The sequence below is a fragment of the Streptomyces sp. NPDC014894 genome, assembly GCF_043080985.1.
Taxonomy (GTDB): domain Bacteria; phylum Actinomycetota; class Actinomycetes; order Streptomycetales; family Streptomycetaceae; genus Streptomyces.
The window spans coordinates 398,866-417,351 of record NZ_JBIBWD010000006.1; the positions used below are offsets into that span (position 1 = coordinate 398,866).

Below are 18,486 nucleotides of genomic sequence, written 5' to 3' on the forward strand. Positions count from 1 at the left end.
CAAGGGCTCCTAGATCACCGGGGGCGCACGATGGACACCCAGCTAAAAATGTCACCCGTGATCTCATTCCCGAGCGAATTCGATCAATACTGAAAGGAAAAGGAAAGGGCCGGAATAGCCCTTGCCGGGCGGAGGCACTGCCTCCTCCGCCCGGCGCCGTCCGCCGCGACCCCGGACCCCGTGCCCCCGCGCCGTCAGGCCGGACCGGAGCGGGCCCGCCGCCCGCGCCCCGGCCCCGGCCGCAGCGCCCGGAGCACCGTCGCCGCCACCTCGGCCAGCGGCTCCGGCCGCATCATCCCCAGATGCGCGCACGCCACCGCGGAGTTCTCCACCGCCCCCGACACATACGGCCGCCAGCTCTCCCAGCCGGGATCGCCCTCCTCCCGCTCCAGGGCCGCCGTGACGAAGGTGAGATCGCCGTCGAACCGCCTCGGCTCGAACCGGCTCATCAGACGCGCGTTGTTGACCGTGCACCGATACACCGCGGCCAGCTCCCGCTCGTCCAGCTCGACCGAGACCCCGGCCACCCTCCGCAGCTCACCGGCCCGCTCACCCGGATCCGCCGGGGCCGACAGCGCGAACCGCCCGCCGTCGCGCATCCCGTACCGCGGATAGCTGTCGAGCAGACAGAGCAGCCCGACCTCCTCGCCCTGCTCCTGGAGCCGCACCGCGGCCTCCTGCGCCACCAGACCGCCGAACGACCAGCCGAGCAGATGGTACGGACCGTGCGGACGCACCGCGCGGATGTGCTCGACATAGCCGGCCGCCATCTCCTCCACACTCCCCGGCAGCCGCGCCGGATCGGCCAGCCCCGGATCCTGGAGCCCGTACACCGGAACGCCCCGGCCCAGCAGCCGGGGCAGCCCCGCGTAGCACCAGCTGATCCCGGCCGCCGGATGGACACAGAACAGCGGCACGCCCGTCCCCGCCGTACGCAGCGGGAAGAGCGTCTCCAGCCCGCTCGTGACCTGCCGTCCCGCGACCCGCTCGTCCAGCGCGGCGGCCAGCCCGCCCGCCGTCGGCGCGTCGAAGAGCCGCCGGATCGGCAGCTCCACCCCCAGCGCCGAGCGGATCCTGCTGATCAGCCGGGGCACGAGCAGCGAATGACCGCCCAGGTCGAAGAAGTTCTGATCCACGCCCACCGCGTCCACGCCCAGCACCTCCGCGAACAGCTCGCACAGCAGCCCCTCCCGCATCGACCGGGGCCGCCGCCGCGCCGCCGCCGCCGGCCGGGGACGCGGCAGCGCCCGTACGTCCACCTTGCCGTTGGCGTTCAGCGGCAGCCGGTCGATCGGCACCAGCGCGGACGGGACCATGTAATCGGGGAGGAAACGGGCCAGATGTGCCCGGACCGCCGCCAGATCCAGCGTGCCCGGATCGGTGGGGACGAGGTAGGCGGTGAGGTGGGGGTGGTGGGGTTGGTCGTGGCGGAGGTGGACGGTGGCGTGGGTGATGTGGGGGTGGGTGGTGAGGGTGGTTTCGATTTCGGCGGGTTCGATGCGGTGGCCTCGGATTTTGATCTGGTCGTCGGTGCGTCCGAGGTAGGTGAGGGTGCCGTGGTGGGTCCATTGGGCGAGGTCGCCGGTGCGGTACATGCGGGTGCCGGGGTGGAAGGGGCTGGCGGTGAAGCGTTGGGCGGTGAGGGCGGGTTGGCCGAGGTAGCCGCGGGCGAGGGTGGGTCCGGTGATGTACAGCTCGCCGGGTACGCCGGGGGGTACGGGGTTGAGGCGGTGGTCGAGGAGGTGGATGTGGAGGCCGGGGAGGGGGTGGCCGATGGGGGGTGTGGTGGGCCAGGTTCCGGGGTCTCCGGTGAGGAGGGCGGAGGTGGCGTGGTGGGTTTCGGAGGGTCCGTACTGGTTCTCCAGCACCACCCCCGGCAACGCCGACAACAGCTCCACCGCCTCCGGCCCCAGCCGCAGCGCCTCCCCGCCCGCGCTCACATGGCGCACCGCCAGCGCCGAGGGCCGCTCGCTCCAGGAGACCGCCAGCTGGTCGAGCTGCGCGGGCGAGAGATACACCCGCTCGACCTCCCGCTCCGACAGAAGCTCCAGCAGCCGGTCCGGATCCCGCCGGGCCTCGTCCCCCACCAGCACCAGCCGCCCCGCGCGCAGCAGGGTGACGAACACCTCCTGCAACGACACGTCGAAGCTCAGCGACGCCAGCTGCGCGCACGACCGGGGCGCGATCCCCCGCGTCCGCTCCCGGTGCCCGTCAAAACGGATGACGTGGTCGAGGGTGCGCCAGGTGACGGCGATGCCCTTGGGCACCCCCGTGGTGCCCGAGGTGTAGACGACATAGGCGAGGGCGTCCCGGTCCCGGGGCACGTCCGGCGGAGTGGCCGGGTGACGGCCGGACGCCCGCCCGTCCACGAGCAGGACGGGCAGATCGCCGGCGGGGAGGGCGGCGGTGTGGGCGGAGGCGGTGAGGACGAGCCGCGCGCCGGCGTCCTGGAGCATATGGGCGAGACGCCGTACGGGGAGCGCCGGGTCCAGGGGCAGATAGGCGGCTCCGGCCTTGAGCACGGCGAGGAGCGCGGTGATGGCCTCGGGTCCCCGGCCCAGGCAGACGGCGACGACGTCCTCGGGCCCGACGCCCTGTTCGGCGATCCGGTGGGCGAGCCGGTTGGCACGGACGTCGAGTTCGCGGTAGGCGAGATGTTCGCCGAGATGGTCCAGGGCCACCGCGTCCGGGGCCGCGCGGACCACCGCCTCGAACCGGTCCAGCGGATGCCCCTCGTCCGCCCGGGGCTCCCCCCGCTCCTCCTGCTCGTTCCAGACTCGCAGAATCCGGTCCCGCTCCGTCTCGTCCAGCAGCGGCAGCCCCGACACCGTACGCCCGGGATCCGCCGCGATCCCCGCGCACAGGGTGACGAAATGCTCCGCCAGCCCGCGCACCGTCGACGGCTCGAAGAGATCCGTGCTGTAGCAGAGCGCCCCGCGCACCCCCTCCGGACCCTCCTCCAGCTCCAGCTCCAGATCGAAGCGGGCCAGCCCCGGATCCGTGTCCGCGCGCTCCACCGACCAGCCCGCGGGAGTGGGGTGGTCGTCGGCCGCGTTGTACGCGAAGAAGATCTGGAAGACCGGATTACGGCTGAGGTCGCGCTCCGGACCCAGCTCCTCCACCACCCGGTCGAAGGGGATGTCCTGATGGCGCTGCGCGTCCAGGACGGTGGCGCGCGCCCGCGCCAGCAGCTCGGAGAAGGCCGGATCCCCCGACCACCTCAGCCGCAGCGCCATGGCGTTGACGAAGAACCCGATCAGCTCCTCGCTCTCGGGCCGCACCCGCCCCGCGACCGGGGAGCCGGTGACGATGTCACTGCCGCCCGTGTACCGCGCCAGCAGCACATGGAAGGCGGTGAGGAAGACCATGAACGGCGTCGCCCCGTGCGCCCGGCCGACCGCGCCCAGCGCCTCGGCGGTCTCGGCCGGCACCGTGAAGCGATGGGTGCGCCCGCGCCCGCTGCGCACCTTCGGCCGGGGCCGGGACGGCAGCACGGGCGACTCGGGAGCCCCCGCCAGCGCCCCGGTCCAGTACCGCAGCTGCTCCCGGACCGGCTCGCTCTCCAGCCAGGCGTTCTGCCAGGCCGCGTAGTCCGCGTACTGGATCGCGGGCGGCGGCAGCGGCGAGGGCAGCCCGGCCGCGTACGCGTCGTACAGCGCCGACAGCTCCTTCCACAGGACGTCCATCGACCAGCCGTCGACCACGATGTGGTGCAGATGGAGCGCGAGCCGGTGCCGGTCCTCGGCGACCTTGAAGAGCTGGACGCGCAGCAGCGGCCCCGCGTTGAGATCGAAGGGCTTGACCGCCAGCCGCTGCACCCGGCGTACGGCCTCGTCCTCCGCGCCCCGGAGGTCCTCCGTCTCCAGGACGAACGCGGCCGAGGGGCTCACCACCGGATACGGCCGGCCCTCGGACTCGGCGAAGGAGGTCCGCAGCACCTCGTGCCGCTCGCAGATCTCCCGCAGGGCCCGGGCCAGCACCTGGGGATCGATCCGGCCGCCGACCCGCCACGCCACCGTGACGTTGTACGTGGCGGAGCCGGGGGAGAGCTGGTCGAAGAACCACAGCCGCCGCTGGGCGAACGACAGCTCGCCCGTCCCGGCGGCCCGGGGCAGCACCCGGCCCGTCCCGGACGCGGGCTCCGCCGCCCGCACGGCCGCCGCGAGCGCCCGGACCGTACGGTGCTCGAAGAGATCGCGCACCGAGACGGCCGGGTCCACGGCGGCGCGCAGCCGGGAGACGATCCTGGTCGCGATCAGCGAGTGCCCGCCCAGGTCGAAGAAGTCGTCCTCGACGCCGATGCCCTCCGTGCCGAACAGCTCCCGCCAGATGTCGGCGATCGCCCGCTCCGTCCCGTTCTCCGGCGCCGCCCCGGCCCCCGAGGGCCGGTGCTCCTGGGCCGGCGCGGGCAGCCGCAGCCGGTCGACCTTCCCGTTGCGGGTCAGCGGCACCGCGTCCACCGGCACGAACGCGGTCGGGACCATGTACGCGGGCAGCCGGGACCGCAGGAACGCGTGGAGGTCCCCCGGCCCGGGACACTCCTCGCCCTCGGTGGGGACGAGGTAGGCGGTGAGGTGGGGGTGGTGGGGTTGGTCGTGGCGGAGGTGGACGGTGGCGTGGGTGATGTGGGGGTGGGTGGTGAGGGTGGTTTCGATTTCGGCGGGTTCGATGCGGTGGCCTCGGATTTTGATCTGGTCGTCGGTGCGTCCGAGGTAGGTGAGGGTGCCGTGGTGGGTCCATTGGGCGAGGTCGCCGGTGCGGTACATGCGGGTGCCCGGGTGGAAGGGGCTGGCGGTGAAGCGTTGGGCGGTGAGGGCGGGTTGGCCGAGGTAGCCGCGGGCGAGGGTGGGTCCGGTGATGTACAGCTCGCCGGGTACGCCGGGGGGTACGGGGTTGAGGCGGTGGTCGAGGAGGTGGATGTGGAGGCCGGGGAGGGGGTGGCCGATGGGGGGTGTGGTGGGCCAGGTTCCGGGGTCTCCGGTGAGGAGGGCGGAGGTGGCGTGGTGGGTTTCGGAGGGTCCGTACTGGTTCTCCAGCACCACCCCCGGCAACGCCGACAACAGCTCCCGGATGCCCGGGTGCAGGCTGAGCGCCTCTCCCGAGAGACAGAGCCGGGTCAGGGCGAGATCCACCGGCCGGTCCGCCCGGGCGACCGCCAGCTGATCGAGCATCGCGGGGGGCAGATACATCCGGGTGGCCCGCCGGTCCGCGAGCAGATCGAGTAAACCGTCGGGGTCGTGCCGCAGCACCTCGGGGATCAGCAGCAGCCGCCCGCCCCGGAGCAGCGTCGTGAAGATCTCCAGCAGGGAGACGTCGAAGCCGAGCGAGGCGAACTGCGGGCAGACGAGCGGTTCGTCGGCCGCCGGCCCCTCCTCGTCGACGGCGAAGCGGATGACGTGGTGGAGGGTGTGCCAGGTCGCGGCGATGCCCTTGGGCACGCCGGTGGTGCCCGAGGTGTAGACGACATAGGCGAGGGCGTCCCGGTCCCGGGGGACGTCCGGCGGAGTGGCGGGGTGACGGTCGGGGGTGTGTTTGTCGTGGTGGAGGACAGGCAGGTCGCCGGTGGGGAGGGCGGGGGTGTGGGTGGAAGCGGTGAGGACGAGCCGGGTGCCGGCGTCCTGGATCATGTGGGCGAGGCGCTGCGGGGGGAGCGCCGGGTCGAGGGGGAGATAGGCGGCTCCGGCCTTGAGGACGGCGAGGAGCGCGGTGATGGCGTCGGGTCCCCGGCCCAGGCAGACGGCGACGACGTCCTCGGGCCCGACGCCGTGCTCGGTGAGCTGGTGGGCGAGCCGGTTGGCGCGGACGTCGAGTTCGCGGTAGGCGAGATGTTCGCCGAGATGGTCCAGGGCCACCGCGTCGGGGACGGAGCGGACCACCGCCTCGAACCGGTCCAGCAGATGCCCCTCGGACTCGTCGATCGCTTCGTCCATCCTCATAACGCTCCATCAGCCGGCGGCCACAGCGGGGAACTCGAAAAGATGTGCATATCTCAGCGTCCGTCGGGAACATCTGAATTTCCGCGATCCGGAAGCATTCGAGATGATATCTGCCCACACGATCCCGTGACCGGGAATCCACAGGAGCGCTCGCTTCCGTCCCGCCGGCGGGACGCCGGGCGGTGCGGGGGGCTTTACGGCTGCCTGTACGGCGGTCTCTACTGGGGTCTGTGCGGGGGTCTGGACGACTGCCGGTACGGGTGTCCTCGCGGCGGCCGTCTGCGCGGCCGGCCCGGGCCGAGGTCCCAACGGGCCCGTGGGCGGGGCCCGGAGGGTGCGGCCCCGGCTCACTTCCGCGGACGGACGGACCTGGCTCCCCCCGCCGTGCGCAGCCCCAGCGCGAGCGCCGAGGCGATCCCGAGCGCCAGGATGCCGACCGCCGAGATCTGCAGGGTCCGCCCCGAGCCGAAGGCCGCCACCAGCGGACCGCCGAGCGCGGTCCCCAGCGGCACCGACACCACCCTCACCGAGGAGTTGACGGCCAGCACCTGGGCCAGCTCCGGCCCCCGGGCCGCGCGCTGGACGAGCGTGGTGGAGAGCGAGGAGTACGGCGGCCAGACCAGTCCGGCCAGCGCGAACGAGGCCATGGCGACCGGGGTGAACGCCCCGAGTCCGACCGGCAGCAGAAAGATCCCGAAGCCGATGACGATGCCGATCACGGTGGGCCACAGCCGCCAGCGGCTCAAGTAGCCCGAGACCAGGGCCCCGAGGACGGCTCCGACGCCGAACGCGGTGTAGAAGCCGCTGAGCAGGCTCGCCGAGCCGCGCAGATCCTCGGAGACGTACAGCGGGAGGGCGACGTACACCGGTCCGAAGAGGAAGAAGAAGCCGAAGCTCAGCCCGAGCACGCCGAAGAGCGCGGGATCGTTCCGGATGATCGTGAGCCCGGCCGGCCGGGGCGGCGGGGCGGCCCCGGGCTCCACCGGCCCCTCCTCCGTTCTCTCCGCCTGGCCGCCCGCCGGGCCGTCCTCCGGCGCGGACACGAAGCGGAAGACGATCGCCAGCACCAGGAAGGCCACCGCGTCCACCGCGATGACCACGACCGCCGCCCCGGTCCACGCGATCAGCGCGCCCGCCAGCGCGGGGCCGATCACGGTGGCGAGCGAGAACACCGTGGAGAGCACGGCGTTGCCCGCCAGATGGTCGCGTTCGGGCAGCACTCGGGCGAGCAGGGTGTACACGCCGGCCTGACCCCAGGAGTGCAGTACGGAGGAGGCCGCCAGCAGCCCCACGTACAGCGGGCCGTCCAGCGCGTCCAGCGCGTACGCCACCGGGATCAGGCCCAGGGCGACGGCTCGGAGCGAGGCGTCCCAGCGGACCAGCCGCACGGGGTCGCGGTCGCGCAGGAAGCGGCCGAGGAGCAGGGCGCCCGCCGCCCCGGGCAGGGTGTAGGCGGCCACGGCCACCGCGACCCAGGCCCCGCGCGATCCGGCCGGCGCCAGCTCGATCGCCAGCCAGCTCACCCCGACCGCGGCCATCCCGTGGCCCAGGGCGGAGAACGCGAACCCGGGCAGAGCCCGCCGCAGGGTCCGGTCGCTGACGACGGGCCAGTACGGCGAGGAGCGCAGCATGCGGCCGAGGGCGGGCGCCACGGATACCTCCGGTGAGTCGGTGAACCGTTTCGGTCACACCCTTCCCGAGGGAGGCCGTTCGCACCGGCTGTTCACTGCCGGCCGACGGAACCGGAACCGGAACCGGACGGTAGGTCCCATGCCCGGCCGCCGGAACCGGACGGTAGGTCCCATGCCCGGCCGCCGGAACCGGACGGCATGGCTCACTCCCGGCCGACGGAACCGGATCGCGTGGCTCCCGTCCGGCCGCCCGGCCGCCGTTCAGAGGCCCGGGGCGGCCGGCGGATCGCCCGGGATCCAGGTGAATTCGAACTCCACCCCGTTGACGTCGTACGCGTAGAAACTGCGCACCCCGTCGCCGTCGACGACGATGTCGGTGGCCGGCTCGTCCCGGGTGAACCGGTGGGCGCCCGAGGCGTGGACGGCGAACCAGCGGGCGTGCCAGGCGGTCAGCTCCTCCGCGCCGCCCACCTCCAGACACACATGCTGGAACTGATGGGTGCCGGCGGGCGGCGGGCCGCCGTGCTCGGCTCCCCGGGTGAAGAGATGGAAGCGGAGGCCGCCCACGGTGACCTCGGCCAGCCGGGAGAGCCCGGGCAGCCGGCTCAGGCTCAGCTCGGAGAAGGAGTCCAGGGTCCAGGAGACCGAGGCTCCGAAGAAGTCCCGGTACCAGGCGAGGCTGGCCTCCAGATCGGTGGTCTGGACGGCGATGTGATGGATCACCGGCGGGAGCGGGGCGCGCCGCGGTCCCGGCGGCGCGCCGGCGAGACCGGCGGCCGAGGCGTCGGGCATGGGCTGAGTCCTTTCCGTGCGAGGGCGGTGCGGTGAGCGGGGCTCCGTGCGAGGGCGGTGCGGTGAGTCCGGTGCGGGAGGCGCGGGGAGTGAGCGGGGCGCGGGGCGGGTCAGCGGCACGCGGCGTACGTCTGGCGGCCTCGCGGGCTCGCGGCGGCCCGCAGCAGATCGCGCTCGTGGTCCATCCCCACGGCGCAGACCTTCCCGAGCGAGAACTCGGGGACGAGCCGGACGTCGTGGCCGCGTTCCCGCAGCTCCGCCACGACCGCCGGATCGCAGTTCCGCTCCACGGTGAGGACCTTGGGGCGGGACTCGTGCGGGGTGAACGAGGAGGAGAAGTGGTCGGTGTGGAAGGCGAGGGTCTCGGTGGCGGCCTGGAGGCCGAGGCCGAAGTCCGTGACGCCGAGGAAGAACTCCAGCGTCCACTGGTCCTGCCGGTCGCCGCCGGGGGTGCCGAAGGCCAGGAAGGGGCGGCCGTCCCGGAGCACCAGGCTCGGGCTGAGGGTGGTGCGCGGACGGCGGCCCGGGGCGAGGGAGTTGGGGTGGCCCTCCTGGAGCGTCATGGTCTGGCCCCGGGTGCCGAGCGAGAACCCGAGGCCCGGGACGACCGGCGAACTCTTGAGCCATCCGCCGCTCGGCACCGCCGCCACCAGATTGCCGAACCGGTCGGCCACCACGACGGTGCAGGTGTCATTGCGGGCGGCGGTCGCGCGGACGACGGTGGGCAGCCCGTCGCCGAGCTGGCTCATCCAGTCGTCGCCCGCCGCCGGGGGGCCGTCCGGCGGCTCGGGCACCCACGGCCGGCGGCCGTCCGGGGAGCCGGGCCGCAGCGCCTCCGCCGCCCGGGGGCCCACCAGGGCGCGCCGGCCGGCCGTGTACGCGGGGCTCAGCAGGGTGTCGATCGGGATGTCGCTGTGGTCGGGGTCGCCGTACCAGGCTTCGCGGTCGGCGAAGGCGAGCTTGGCGCACTCGGTGACGGTGTGGACGTACTCCGCGCCGTCCTGGCCCATGCCCGCCAGGTCGAATCCGTCGAGCAGCGCCAGCTGTTGGAGGAAGACCGGGCTCTGCGACCAGGGGCCGGGCTTGTGGACGGCGTACTCGCCGTACGGCAGCGATACGGAGGGCTCGGCCGCGGCCCGCCACTCCGCCAGGTCCTGTCCGGTCAGCAGCGCCCGGTGGCGGCGGCCGGTGGAGTCCAGGACCTCCGCCTTGGCCAGGTAGGAGTCGATGGCCTCGGCGACGAAGCCCTGGTAGAAGGCCCGTTCGGCGGCCGCGAGCTGGACCTGCCGGTCGCCGCCCGCCGCGTGCGCCTCCCGCAGCAGCCGCCGGTAGGTCGCGGCCAGCGCCGGATTGCGGAATCGGGACCCGGCCGCCGGGGGCCGTCCGCCGGGCAGATAGACCCGGCCGGACTCGGACCACTCGTCGGCGAAGAGGGGAGCGAGGACCGCGATGGCGTCGGCCGTGCCGGGCAGCAGCGGGAAGCCGTTCTCGGCGTGGGCGACGGCGTGTTCCAGGATGTCGGCGAGGGGCAGGGTGCCGTGCTCGGCGAGCATTCGGATCCAGGCGCCGAAGGCCCCCGGCACCACGGCGGGCAGCAGCCCCGAGCCGGGGATCCCCGCCAGGCCCAGGGACCGGAAGCGCTCGGGGGTCGCGGCCCGCGGCATCGGGCCCTGGCCGCAGATCACCTGGACCTCGCCGGTCGTGGCGGAGTACGAGAGGATCGGCACATCGCCGCCGAGCCCGTTGTAGTGCGGCTCCACCACCTGGAGCACGAATCCGGCCGCGGCCGCGGCGTCGAAGGCGTTCCCGCCCTTCTCCAGGACGGCCATGGCCGCCGCCGACGGGAGCCAGTGGGTGGCGGAGACGGCGCCGAAGGCGCCGTACAGCTCCGGCCTTCCCGCGGTGTGGAACGGTCCGGTCATGGGGTCCCTTTCTGGCGGTGTCCGGTGTCCGGTGATCTCCGGCGGTGCCGGCGGATTCCTCCGGTCTCCGGGGCTCCGGTGGGTCTCCGGCGGTGCGGGCCGGCGTCCTTCGGCGCCGTACCGGCGGTTTCGCGGGGCGGAGGGTCAGCGGGGCGAGGCGCCGGCGAGCGGCTGTCCGGCCCCCGGCGGCCCGGCGATCGCGGCCAGTCCGAGCAGGGTCTCGGGGAAGGCGGCCGTCAGGGCCAGTACGTCGTCGCCGAGCAGGTCCGGGGGCTCCTGCTCGGCGCTGGGAGCGCACGCGGGGTGCAGTCCGTTCGCGGACAGATCGAGGAGGATCGCGTGCAGCCGGCGGAGCAGCTGTCCCGTCACCGCCTCGTGGGAGACCGCCGCCCGGGTGGTGAGGAAGATGCCGTCGTAGAGCCAGCGCAGGGTGTCGCGGCCCAGCGGCCGTTCGCCCCGGCGCACCTCGCCGTCGAGCAGCAGCGAGACCCCGGACGGCACCAGCCGGGCGGCGATGCCCCGGTGCACCCGCTCGTTCAGCTCGCACTCGGCGGCGAGGGCGGCCGCCTCCCGCTCGCCGCCCAGCCGGGTCTTGCCCCGGATGAGCGGGCGCACCCCGGCGTAGTCGCGCGCCCAGGACCCGCTGAGATTCGGGTGCATCCGGGCGATGGGGCCCCTGATCACCCGCTCGTACAGCGGCCGGGGCGGGGAGCCGGAGTAGAGCAGCATCAGGGAGTAGCCGCGCACCAGAGCGCGGGCGCCCCGGGCGAGCGCGTCCGGGTCGGCGCCGGGCCGCCGGGCCTCGTCCAGGACGGCGGCCAGCAGCTGCCAGAGGATGAAGGTCGTCTGATGGCCCGTGATCCAGCGGAACCAGAAGAGCCGTTCCACCTCGCTCTCACTGGTGGGCGGCAGTCCGTCGACGGCCCGCCCCGGAGGATGCGGAACTAATCGTTCCGGCAAGGGGCCGGGGGCGTGCCCGACCGGCCGGGGCAGCCGGGTGGGCGGCAGGGCCAGCGGCTCCAGTCCGTACAGATGCCCGCCGAACTCCCACCGCGCCGATCTCGGGGGCGACGCCGACAGGGCCGCGGTGTCAGAGAGACTCATCATGGCTTTCCCGGTGAGTAGGCGACGGTGTCGCTCAGCCGGCGGCGGACGCCGCCGCGACGGGGAATTCCGCCCGTCAACCGTATTCCCGCGGCCCGCCGTTCGTGCCCCCTCCCGGGGGCGGGACGAAGACCCTGTCCCGCCGGCGGGACAGAGACCCCGCTCCGGGCCCCTCGCCCGGCCGCGATCTCCGGCACACTCGAAGGGCCCGTCCGCGCCGCGCCCCGCCCGTCACCCAGCTGAGGAGCACAGGTGTCCGACCGCATGCTCGTCTCCACCGGAACCCGCTTCGAGGACCTGTTCGGCTACTCCCGCGCGGTACGGGTCGGCCCCTGGGTGATGGTCGCCGGCTGCACCTCGGCCGGCCCCGAAGGACCGGTGGGCGGCGCCGACATCGTCGCCCAGACCGCCGAGTGCCTGCGCCGCGTCGTGGCCGCGCTCGACAAGGCGGGCGCCGCCCGCGAGGACGTCGTACGGACCCGCTTCTACGTGACCGACATCAGCGCCCTGGAGGCGATCGGCCGCGTCCACATCGAGTTCTTCGGCGCGGTCCGCCCCGCCAGCACCATCGTCGAGGTCTCGGCGCTCGCCGCCCCCTCGCTGCTGGTGGAGGTCGAGGCCGACGCGATCGTCGCCGGCTGAGCACACCGTCCCCGGACCGGCCGACGACAGGAGCCCCTGGTGCGCATCGGAGTGGCGATTCTGCCCGAGCGGCGCTGGAAGGAGTCCGCCCACCGCTGGCGCACCGCCGACGAACTGGGCTACGACTCCGCCTGGACCTACGACCACCTCTCCTGGCGGTCCCTGCGCGACAGCGCCTGGTTCTCGACCTTCCCCGTGCTCACCGCGGCGGCCTGCGTCACCTCCCGCATCACTCTGGGCACCCTGGTCACCTCGCCCAACTTCCGCCACCCGGTCACCGTGGCCAAGGACGCCATCGCCGTCGACGACGTCTCCCACGGACGGTTCGTCCTCGGCGTCGGCGCCGGGTCCGTCGGCGCGGGCGACTCCAGCGTCATCGACCCCGAGCCCCTCACCCGCCGCGCCCGCACCGAGCGCTTCGAGGAGTTCGTCCACCTCACCGACCGGCTGCTGCGCGATCCCGTCACCACCCACACGGGCGAGCACTTCTCCGCCTACGAGGCCCGGATGATCCCCGGCTGCGTCCAGCGCCCCCGCCTCCCCCTCGCCATCGCGGCCACCGGCCCCCGGGGACTCGCCCTCGCCGCCCGCCACGGCCAGGCCTGGGTCAGCGTCGGCCCCGCCGACTGGGGCCGCGGCTTCACCCCCGAGGAGTGCCTCGACGCCGTCGCCTCCCAGGTCACCGCCCTCCGCACCGCCTGCGACCGCCTCGGCCGCGACCCGGACGAACTCGACCGGATCTTCGTCTCCACCGACCCGGCCGGCCCCTTCCTGACCTCCCCCGACTCCTTCCTCGCCCTCGCCGAGCGCTACGCCGCCGCCGGCATCACCCACCTCGTCCTCCACTGGCCGCGCGACCACGGCGTCTACGCCGCCGACCCCGACATCCTCCACCGCATCGCCGAATCGGCCCTTCCGGCGGCCCGCGAACTCTGAGCCGAGGGGGCCGGCCGCCGGCCCCTCGTAAAGCACTGGCACACCCGCCCTCGCCGGCGTTATCGTGGCCGGGTTCCGCCAGGACCCGGCGGGGCGTCGGTTCGTCGAGGAATCAGGAGGTGAGGACATTGATGACGGTCACGGTGACGGGCACTGCCCGCGATCTGGAGTTCATCCTTCCCACCCCTGTGGTCTCCGGCTGACACACAGCGAGTCCTCGCTCGCCGGGACCGCCCTTCGAAGGGCTTCCCTTGCACCACGCTTCTCTCCCCACGACCTCCGGTCCGGACCTCCCGCGCGCCCTCGCCCCCTACGGCTGGGACGACGGCTGGGCGGCCGAGTTCGCCCCGTACGCCGCCCGGGGCCTTGTGCCCGGGCGGGTGGTGCGGGTCGACCGGGGCCACTGCGACGTCGTCACGGCCGACGGCACGGTCCGGGCCGACACCTCGTACGTCACCCCGCGCGATCCGCTGCGGGTCATCTGCACCGGCGACTGGGCCGCCGTCGAGCGCACGGGCGATCCGCTGTTCGTCCGGGCCCTTCTCCCGCGCCGCACCGCCTTCGTACGCTCCACCTCGTCCAAGCGCTCCGAGGGACAGATCCTCGCGGCCAATGTCGACCACGCCGTCATCGCCGTCTCGCTCGCCGTCGAGCTGGACCTCGGGCGGCTCGAACGGTTCCTGGCCCTGGCCTGGGAGAGCGGCGCACAGCCGCTGGTCGTGCTCACCAAGGCCGACGCCGTACCCGACCCCGTCGGGCTCTCCCACCTCGTCGCGGACGTGGAGGCCGGCGCTCCCGGGGTGACCGTGCTGCCCGTCAGCTCCCTGACCGGCCAGGGGACCGACACCCTGGCGGCCGTCGTCGCCGGGGGTACGAGCGTGCTGCTCGGCGTCTCCGGCGCCGGGAAGTCCACCCTCGCCAACGCGCTGGCCGGCGCGGACGTGATGGCCGTTCAGGAGATCCGAGAGATCGACGGCAAGGGGCGGCACACCACCACGACCCGGAATCTGCTCGTCCTGCCGGGCGGCGGAGTGCTGATCGACACCCCCGGGCTCCGGGGCGTCGGACTCTTCGACGCCGGGACCGGGGTGGGCCAGGTCTTCGCCGAGATCGAGGCGCTCGCCGAGGACTGCCGGTTCCACGACTGCGCGCACGAGACCGAGCCGGGCTGCGCCGTGACCGCCGCGATCGCGGACGGCTCCCTGGCGGAGCGCCGGCTGGACAGCTACCGCAAACTCCAGCGGGAGAACCGGTACATCGTCGCCAAGACCGATGCCCGGGCCCGCTCCGAGATCCGCAGGGAGTGGCGGCTCAAGGGCGCGGAGGGCCGCGCGGCGATGGAGGCCAAGCGGGGCCGGCTGCGCTGAGCCGGGCGCACCCCGGCCAGCGGCGGCCGGACCGCGCCGGGCCCGGCGCACATGGCTAGCCCTCCTCCAGACCCCAGCTGTGAATCTTCTTCGGATGGATCCGGATCAGCTCCTCGCTGAGGAAGGAGCCCAGCTCGTGCGGCCCCGTCAGCAGCTCGGCCTCGCCCCTGACGTCCACCCCCCGCACCCGCCAGGGCCGCACGCTCACCAGGTCGTCCACGACCAGCGCGACCTTCGGATTGGTCCGCAGATTGCGCCACTTCTTCGTCGTCGCGAGCGCGTGCCCGCCGATCAGGATCGTGCCGTCGTCCTGCGGGAAGAAGCCGACGGGGTTCGCCTGCGGCTGCCCCTTGGGATCCACGGTCGCCAGTCGCCCCAGCCGCTGGGTCGCCAGATAGGCCCGCTCGGCCTCGGTGAATTCGGTCATATGCGAAGCCTCACATGCCGGGCCCCCGCCCCGCATCGGCCCATCGGCGCAGGTCCTGGGCCCGGGGCCGGCGGGGCGGCGCGGAGCCCGCGTCCGGCGCGGGCCGGGGAACTCGTATAGTCGGCTCAGGCGGCGGGCCATGAGCCGTGCGCCGTCGACCGCGGGTCGCGTGCCGTGGGACCCGAAGTGAACAGGCGGTGCCGTATGACCACGTCCCGACGTCTGCTGTGCACCCTGGTGGCAGCCGCGACGCTCACCCTCCTCACCCCCACGGGCACCCAGTCCGCGACGGCGCGGGCGACCACGGCCCAGGCCGCCCACCGGCACGGCTGGACCGGCACCTGGCAGGCCGCCCCGTCCCACGCGGTGCCCCCGCTGCCCGGCGCCACCATCCGCAATGTGGTGCACACCAGCGTCGGCGGCAGCCTCGCCCGGATCAGGCTCACCAACCGGTTCGGCGCCACCCCGCTCCAACTCGGCGCGGTCACCGTCGCGCTCCAGCTCCCCGGACGGCCCGCCGACCCCGCCGCGGTCCCCGGCTCCATGCGCCGCGCGACGTACCAGGGCGCGTCGGCCTTCACCGTCCCCGCCGGCCGCGACCTGCTCACCGACCCCGTGCCGCTGGCGGTCCCCGCCGACGCCAATCTGCTCGTCACCCTCTACACCCCCGTCGGCTCCGCCGGACCGGCCACCCTCCACCGCTCCGCCTTCCAGACCAACTTCCTCGCCCCCGGCGGCGACCGGACCGCCGACGAGAGCGGTACGGGGTTCACCTCCACCACCCGGTCCTGGTACTACCTCACCGGAGTCGACGTCCGCGGCTCCCGCGCCCGGGGCAGCGTCGTCACGCTCGGCGACTCCATCACCGACGGGACCGGCTCCACCCTCGACGCCAACCGCCGCTGGCCCGACCGGCTCGCCGCCCGCCTCCGCGAACTGCCGCCGCACCGTCAGCTCGGGGTGCTCAACGCCGGAATCGCCGGGAACCGGCTGTTCCTGGAGGGCACCGGCCCCGCCGGGCTGGTCCGGTTCGACGCCGACGTCCTCTCCCGCAGCGGAGTACGGGCCGTGATCGTGCTGGAGGGCGTCAACGACCTCAAGGGCGTCCCCGAGCAGATCGACCCCGCCGCCTTCGAGACCGCCTACCGGGGACTCGTCCAGCGCGCCCACGCCCGCGGCATCCGCGTCATCGGCGGCACCATCGCCCCCTTCGCCGGACACGGCGGCCACACCCCCGCCCGGGAGGCGGCCCGCCAGTCGGTCAACCACCTCATCAGGACCGGCGGAATCTTCGACGGCGTCGCCGACTTCGACGCGGCCGTCCGCGACCCCGAGCGGCCCGAGCGGATCCTGCCCGCCTACGACCCCGGGGACCACCTCCACTTCAACGACGCCGGCCTCCAGGCCCTGGCCGACGCCGTCGACCTCGACGATCTGTCCGCGCCGACGAGGGACGACCGGGTCACCCGGGCGGCGGCCCAGCACTGACCTCCCGGGAGCCTCCCGCGGACTCCCCGGGGCCCCGCGAGCCGTTCACCCGGTCAGCCCCACACCACGACCGCCAGCCACGCCCCCGCCACCAGCAGACAGGCGAACAGCTCCACCAGCAGACTCGTCCCCGCCGCCCGCATCGCCGCCCGGGCGGACGCCCTCGCCTGGCCGTGACCGCCCAGCCGCATCCGCTCGGCGGCGTAGATCCCCCCGACGAACCCCGGCACCGCCCCCACCACCGGCAGCACCACGAATCCGGCCACGGCCCCCAGCCCCGCGAAGACCCTCAACCGCCGGGTGAGACCCGCCCGCCCGGCCCGGCGCACGGGCAGCAGCCACACCACGACCTGGTCCACCAGAAGCAGCACCGTCGCGGCCACCAGCAGCACCCACGCCGTCGCCGACAGCTCGTGCAGCGCCCACCAGAGCACCGCAGCCCAGACCAGCCACCGCCCGGGCACCCCCGGGACCATCACCCCGACGAGGCCCAGCACCATCACCAGGCCGACCAGCACGAGCTGCCACACGCTCATCTGCCAAGGGTGCGGGATCGGGGCCGATCCCGCAGTTCGCACCCCGCGCGAGGCCCCGCGCCCGGGGCCTCAATCCAGCGGGTCGCGCGCCACCCAGCCCTTGGCGTAGGCGTGCCAGCCCAGCTGGAGCCGGGTCGTCACACCCGTCAGCTCCATCAGCCCCTTCACCCGCCGCTGCACCGTCCGCAGCCCCAGATCCAGCCGTTTCGCCACCCGCGCGTCCGTCATCCCCGCGAGCAGCAGCGACAGAATCTCCAGGTCGGTGGCGTCCGGGCCGGCCGCCGACTCCTCGTACCCCCCGGGCGTCAGCCGCAGCGGCAGCGCCTCGCGCCACACCGCCTCGAAGAGGCCGAGCAGCGAATCCAGCAGACCGCAGTCGTGCACGACCAGCGCGGCGGGGCCGCTGTCCCGCGCGGTCAGCGGAATCATCGCCAGCGCGCGATCGGCGACCACCAGCCGGCTCGGCACCCGGTCCACCACGCGCACCCGGCCGTCCGGCCCCAGCGCGCCGATCAGCTCCCGCGTCCCCCGCGACAGCGCCTCGCGCTCCACGACCACCCGGTACGTCACCCCGGGCCGCACCTCGGGGCGGACGTCGGCGGCGGTGATCAGGGTGCAGACCTCGTGCGCCGCGCCCAGCAGCAGCTGCGCCGACCGTCGGGCGACCGCGCTCGCGCCCGTCACCACCTCCACCAGATCGTGTACGGCCGGCTCGGCGGCCTCGGCCCGGTACTCGCAGGCCAGCGCCGTCGCCGCCAGCTCGGCCCGCTCCAGGTCGGCCCGTTGCCGGGTCAGCAGCGCGCCCAGCGCCACCCCGGGCGGGGCGGCCACCCAGCGCTCCTCGCCCGCCGACGACCGCGCGGCGAGCCCCTGCTGCTCCAGTCGGCGCAGCGCGTGCTCCGTATCGGTCTCCGGCAGCGCCAGCCGATGCGCGAGATCGCCGACCTCCGCCGCTCCGAGCGCGACCAGCGCGCGATACGCGGACTCCTGTCTCGCGTCGAGACCAATCGCTCCCAGCACCGGACCTCCCCTTGACGCCACGCACATCATCCCTGCACCGGGGAGCGTCCGGGCATGGGGGAGGTCACGCGGCTCCCGCGTCCGACCGCCGCGTCCGCCCCGAACGCGCGGAGCCGGCGGCCCCGGGAGCCTCAACTCCCGCTGGGGGAGCGGGAGTACGCGCACGGTCCGCCCCGGCGGCTTTCCCGGACGGCCGTTTCCGGGAGGCCCTCCCGGTGGACAATGAAGAGCATGAGTCAGCAGGCCGAAGACGACTGGTGGGACCGGCTGTACGACGCGCCCGCGCCGGACCGGGACGCGCGCGCGGAAGCCGGGGCGGGCCCCGGCGCGAGCGGGGATTCGGACACGAAAACGAACGCGGACCCGGGCGCCGCCGCCGTAACGAACACTCCTCCGGACCCCGCGACCGCCCCGGGCACGGGAACGGGCCGCGCCGGCGGGGGCGCGGTTACGGACACGGGCGCGGGCCGGGATTCCGGTACCGGGCCGGACCGGTCAGGCCGCGCCCCGGGTCCGCAGCAGGCCGCCCGGCCCGTCCGCGACGCACGCGACACCCGCGCCGTCCGCGACGCGCACTCCGCCCCGGGCCCGGACCGCCCGGACCCCGGCGAACGGGCCGCCGGCGGCGCGGACCCCGGAACCGGCCCGGTCTCCGGCGCCGGCCCGGTCTCCGGCGCCGGCCCGG

12 protein-coding genes are annotated in these 18,486 nt (G+C 74.3%); 4 read left to right on the forward strand and 8 right to left on the reverse strand.

Annotated elements, in window-relative coordinates; all coding sequences use genetic code 11:
- Nucleotides 1-194: 194 nt before the first annotated feature.
- From ACF089_RS17600 to ACF089_RS17620, 5 genes are all read right to left on the reverse strand, one after another.
- Nucleotides 195-5,930 (reverse strand): amino acid adenylation domain-containing protein, encoded by a 5,736-nt coding sequence (locus ACF089_RS17600; protein WP_392027043.1) that lies wholly within the window; start codon nt 5,928-5,930, stop codon nt 195-197.
- A gap of 353 nt (nt 5,931-6,283) precedes the next feature.
- Nucleotides 6,284-7,588 carry an MFS transporter gene (locus tag ACF089_RS17605; RefSeq protein WP_392027045.1) on the reverse strand — a complete coding sequence of 435 codons (1,305 nt, stop codon included), beginning with the start codon at nt 7,586-7,588 and terminating at the stop codon, nt 6,284-6,286.
- Between the two features lie 240 nt (nt 7,589-7,828).
- Nucleotides 7,829-8,359, reverse strand: coding sequence for a VOC family protein (locus ACF089_RS17610; protein ID WP_392027048.1), 531 nt, complete (start codon nt 8,357-8,359; stop codon nt 7,829-7,831).
- Between the two features lie 110 nt (nt 8,360-8,469).
- Nucleotides 8,470-10,281 carry a gamma-glutamyltransferase family protein gene (locus ACF089_RS17615; RefSeq protein ID WP_392027051.1) on the reverse strand — a complete coding sequence of 604 codons (1,812 nt, stop codon included), beginning with the start codon at nt 10,279-10,281 and terminating at the stop codon, nt 8,470-8,472.
- Between the two features lie 144 nt (nt 10,282-10,425).
- Complete coding sequence (locus tag ACF089_RS17620) at nt 10,426-11,385, reverse strand: L-tyrosine 3-hydroxylase (RefSeq protein WP_392027054.1); 960 nt, start codon at nt 11,383-11,385, stop codon at nt 10,426-10,428.
- A gap of 252 nt (nt 11,386-11,637) precedes the next feature.
- Here ACF089_RS17620 and ACF089_RS17625 point away from each other — a divergent pair, with 252 nt between their 5' ends.
- From ACF089_RS17625 to rsgA, 3 genes are all read left to right on the forward strand, one after another.
- On the forward strand, nt 11,638-12,027 hold the full coding sequence (locus tag ACF089_RS17625; protein WP_392027058.1) for a RidA family protein: 390 nt from the start codon (nt 11,638-11,640) through the stop codon (nt 12,025-12,027).
- Nucleotides 12,028-12,066: 39 nt separating this feature from the next.
- Nucleotides 12,067-12,963: an LLM class flavin-dependent oxidoreductase gene (locus ACF089_RS17630; RefSeq protein ID WP_392027061.1), complete on the forward strand. Its 897-nt coding sequence runs from the start codon at nt 12,067-12,069 to the stop codon at nt 12,961-12,963.
- A 251-nt stretch (nt 12,964-13,214) separates the two neighbouring features.
- Entirely contained in the window at nt 13,215-14,330 is a 1,116-nt protein-coding gene (gene rsgA / locus ACF089_RS17635; RefSeq protein WP_392027064.1) for a ribosome small subunit-dependent GTPase A, read from the forward strand.
- 55 nt (nt 14,331-14,385) lie between these two features.
- On the opposite strand, the gene ACF089_RS17640 is transcribed toward rsgA, so the two are convergent.
- Nucleotides 14,386-14,757 carry a PPOX class F420-dependent oxidoreductase gene (locus ACF089_RS17640; protein ID WP_392027066.1) on the reverse strand — a complete coding sequence of 124 codons (372 nt, stop codon included), beginning with the start codon at nt 14,755-14,757 and terminating at the stop codon, nt 14,386-14,388.
- 204 nt (nt 14,758-14,961) lie between these two features.
- Here ACF089_RS17640 and ACF089_RS17645 point away from each other — a divergent pair, with 204 nt between their 5' ends.
- Complete coding sequence (locus ACF089_RS17645) at nt 14,962-16,245, forward strand: SGNH/GDSL hydrolase family protein (protein ID WP_392027069.1); 1,284 nt, start codon at nt 14,962-14,964, stop codon at nt 16,243-16,245.
- A 53-nt stretch (nt 16,246-16,298) separates the two neighbouring features.
- Here ACF089_RS17645 and ACF089_RS17650 read toward each other — a convergent pair whose 3' ends face one another.
- Both ACF089_RS17650 and ACF089_RS17655 read right to left on the reverse strand, forming a co-directional pair.
- Entirely contained in the window at nt 16,299-16,781 is a 483-nt protein-coding gene (locus ACF089_RS17650; RefSeq protein ID WP_392027071.1) for a DUF456 domain-containing protein, read from the reverse strand.
- Between the two features lie 69 nt (nt 16,782-16,850).
- Entirely contained in the window at nt 16,851-17,801 is a 951-nt protein-coding gene (locus tag ACF089_RS17655; RefSeq protein ID WP_392027073.1) for a helix-turn-helix domain-containing protein, read from the reverse strand.
- Nucleotides 17,802-18,486: the final 685 nt, after the last annotated feature.